Source organism: Terriglobia bacterium, from assembly GCA_032252755.1.
In the GTDB taxonomy this organism is placed as follows: domain Bacteria; phylum Acidobacteriota; class Terriglobia; order Terriglobales; family Acidobacteriaceae; genus JAVUPY01.
The window spans coordinates 1-3,735 of record JAVUPY010000092.1 but is presented as its reverse complement, the minus strand read 5'-3'; the positions used below and the strand labels follow the sequence as shown (position 1 = coordinate 3,735).

General features: G+C 56.3%; 3 protein-coding genes. All 3 read left to right on the top strand.

Going from position 1 to position 3,735, the window contains the following annotated elements; translation table 11 throughout:
• Positions 1-731: 731 nt before the first annotated feature.
• A complete protein-coding gene (locus ROO76_22705) occupies positions 732-1,736 on the top strand; it encodes a hypothetical protein (protein ID MDT8070981.1) in 1,005 nt (334 codons plus the stop codon).
• Positions 1,736-2,287: a DUF2085 domain-containing protein gene (locus ROO76_22700; GenBank protein MDT8070980.1), complete on the top strand. Its 552-nt coding sequence runs from the start codon at positions 1,736-1,738 to the stop codon at positions 2,285-2,287. The genes ROO76_22705 and ROO76_22700 overlap by 1 nt, the downstream gene beginning before the upstream one ends.
• On the top strand, positions 2,284-3,735 hold a 1,452-nt coding region (locus ROO76_22695; protein ID MDT8070979.1), incomplete at its 3' end, for a radical SAM protein. The genes ROO76_22700 and ROO76_22695, both read left to right, overlap by 4 nt.

Here is a 3,735-nt window from a genome sequence, read left to right as displayed (position 1 = left end):
TGCAGCTTCTTCCGCGACCAATGTACGGTCAAGAGTTCCGCTAAACGAAAGGGCTCCGCAAGATGAAAATGGCGTTGTCTTCAATCGTCCTCGCGGCAGTGTCGTCGATGAGTGTGGCCGCGACGACCAAGGTGAAAAGTCGGCTCTGCGCCAGCTTTCCGGACGCAGGCGGCAACCAAGCACGCGTGGATGCTGCCCCGTTTCCCAATACCTAGACCCGATTTGGGCCCTCCAACTCTCGAAGACAAGCCCCGAGCAGCGTTAGATTCGGATTGCCCACAGACAGGGCGGAACTCGCGTCGGTCCGCGTTAAAGCTTGGCTGCCTGTGACTATCATCACTGCTTGCCCGCGGTAATAGGACTAGATTGGGTAGACAGATAGGATCTCCTCCCCCCGCTCGGATTGAGGTCTTCATCATCTCTCTCCATCGAGCCCATCACGAGGTGACCTGATGCATGAGGGAAATGGCACATCCGGCAACTCTTCTCCAATTGCCCCGCAGGCCCGCCGACCAGGTTCAGCACGATGGCTTCATGTGATCCTCTTTGCCATCGGACTTGTGGGATGGGCTGCTTTCATCCTCGCCTGTGTCGGTGGTCCGAGTTGGAGTCCCAATGGCTCCAAAATCCTCTTTGGGTATCGCGATATCGAGAACTCCCGAATCGCCATCGCAGTGTATGACCGCGCGACACATACTGCGAGAACAATCTTCGTTCGGCAATTAGTCGATGTGAACAAAGACGACGACGTGATTTTGTTTCCTGCATGGCAGGCGGATGGGATTACAGCTCTGATCGCCAGCTCAAAAGATGATGGCGACACCGATTGCGTGGTGATATCGATCCCCGTCAACAGGAAATCGCCCGTGCAGGCTTATAATCTCGGCCCAAAAGTCGCTTGCTGGACACCCACGATGGTGCCGCAATTGGATAAGAAGGTGTATCTCGGCGGCCGTGACGGTTTGCACTGGATCAATCTTGTCACCGGAGAAATCGGATCCAGCACCATCCCGGACGGCACCGGCTTCATCTCGGAACACCACGGTGAGTTGCTTTATGTGCGTGATATCTCGCGCTCCGCCGCTACTACAGAGGATAAGGACGCGACGGAAAGCGGTTGGGAGTTCGGCCGGATTGATCTGAAAGAAGTCACCCTGAAGCCCAACTTCACACTCTGGAAGTCCGAGATTGGCGGTATCGATCTGGGCGATGCTCTTATTGTTGCTTGGGAGCCCGACAGTACGCGTATGGCGATGATCGGGGACAAGGACGATGTGTACAAGATAGTGTTTCTGGATGAAAAGAAGGGTTTGCTCGGCACACTCTCTCCTGATTTTGGCGGCAAGGTTGTGCGATTGGGAAACCTGGTCTGGTCGCGCGACGGCAAGACATTGTATGCTTCCGCAATCACAATGGATGAGAAGGAAAAGGCGACTGGCTACTGGCTTGCCGAAATCCCTGTCGCTGGAACCCCTGCACGCTTGACGAAGATCGCCAATATCAATGCGATGGACATTGAAGGCTTGGGGCCCCAATTGATGACAAGCATGCGAGTTTCATTGTCTCCGGATGGGAATTGGATTGCCGCTACCCCCGCTTATCTCGGCAAAGACAATATCGCCGATGCCGACCGGGCCTTGTTCCTGATCGATGTGCAACATCCGGCACATCACATCACGCGCATTCATGTCCCACAAGCGCAGAAAACCGCACCGCACGCGGCCACGACAAAGTGATGAACTTCCTGCGCGCTCTCTTCTCTTTCGTTTGCGGTCAGCAACACTGCTGGACACTCGGTGGCCAGACGCTGCCGTTTTGCCAGCGTTGCACCGGATTGTATGTCGGTGCATTCTGCGCCCTCATCCTCATCCTGATCTTTCGCCTGCGCCCCCGTCCATTTCTCTACTGGGTCCACGGTATTTGCATGCTCATCATGTTTCCATTTGGATTTCATTTCGTTGCTCATGGCGGCCTCATGCGAACATTCACCGGCGCGCTGTTCGGCTTTGGACTCGTTTACTACCTGGCGTTGAATCCGATGACCCTCTGGGACAAATGGAAAACCAATAGCGCTTCAAGAGTCAGCGCTTACTTCTTGCTCATCGCCACGCTAATCGCGCTCTTGTTATTCGCGGTGCGTACAGGCGGCAGAATTACGGCAATCGTTCTCGCCGGCCTTGGAACTGTCGGATTCATCGATCTCAGCTTGCTCACAGTGATGAATTTCGTCGTTCTCCCGGCAACACTACGGGCCCTGCGCCCCCACTCTGAGCTCTCTTCGCAATGAAGCCACTTTTTCTTTTTGTGCGCCCTCCGCGCCCTTTGTGGCCATTCAACGGTCCGAGTACCGCGTTCTGGCCGCCGCTTGCTTTTGCTTCAATGGCAGCTGCTCTGCGCGAAAAGCTGCCAAATCTGCGCGTGGCAATTCTCGACGCCCCTGCGCTGTCGATGGGCTGGAGCACGCTGACCCAACATCTTCGATCTCTGCAACCCGAATACATCGGGATTGGAGAAGAGGCAGTCAGCTGCGTCGAAGGACTTCGCATCGCCAGGCTTGCCCATGAACTGAGAGCCCGGGTTGTCGCAGGCGGATGTTTCTTTTCCAACGTAGCTCCGCAGGTTCTTGCGACAGGTCTTGTGGACGTCGTCGTTCACGGCGAAGGCGAACTGACCATCGTCGAATTGGCGCAGGCCCTCTTGGAGAACGATCCCAAAGCGCTCCGCGCAGTCGCAGGCATCTCCTTTCTCGACCGTGAGGAAGTCGTCTTCACCGGCTGGCGCGAACTCGTGGCCAATCTTGATGACCTCCCGTTTCCTGCATACGACCTCCTCCCAATGGAGAAGTACGGAGGCAGGAGTCGACATCACACTAACTTCGCCAGCATCGAGTCGGCTCGAGGATGCACCCATGGCTGCCATTTCTGCATTCTTTGGCGCCAGATGGGGCGTATTCATGCTGATCGGCCTGTACCATACCTTCGTGTCAAGTCCCCTGAACGCTTGCTGGAAGAGGTTCGTATTCTCATGGACCGGTTTCAGCGACGCTATCTGGGCTGGGTCGATCCGTGCTTCAATGCCGACCCGCAGACTGGAGCCCGTCTGGCAGAACTCATGCTCAGAGAAGATCGGATCATTGGACAGAGTGCCTGGGTCCGGGCAGACTACGTAGTTCGCGATCACGCTTCAGGTGCGCTGAAACTCTGTTGCGAATCCGGCTGGAACGAGGCGTATCTTGGCATCGAGCGGCTGGATCCCGCCGAACTCGCTCGGCTCGGCAAAGGAAATCTCAACGGTGAGGCTGCGCGTGCAGCAGAGATTCTACATTCCAAGTACGCCCAGGTAGTGACATTCGGGAGTCTCATCTACGGTCTTCCTTGGGACACACCACAGACCGTGCGGGCTCTTTTCGATTCCGCACAACAACTGCCGCTGGACGAGATCTTCTTCATCCCGTTTACTCCACTGCCTGGAACGAAGTTTTGGGAGCCGCAAATGTGGGACCCCACAGGGGAGAAGTTCCGAAGCATTGACTTCATACTGCGGCCCGGTTCCGGCGAGGCAATGGCAGAACTCTCCTCCGAGATCGCGTGGAGCTACCTGTTCCGCTGGACCCCAAACAGGCTCAGCAAAATGGGAGTTGGCCTCATGGCGCGCGATCCCCGCCGCCGCGGCATTATCCGGCACATCCTTCAGCGCACGATACCACTGTTGTTCCCGGTGGCATTCCATCGAAAA

Coding starts and splice junctions, on each gene's coding strand:
- ROO76_22700 (MDT8070980.1), top strand. CDS start 1,736: ATGAACTTCCTGCGCGCTCTCTTCTCTTTCGTTTGCGGTCAGCAACAC.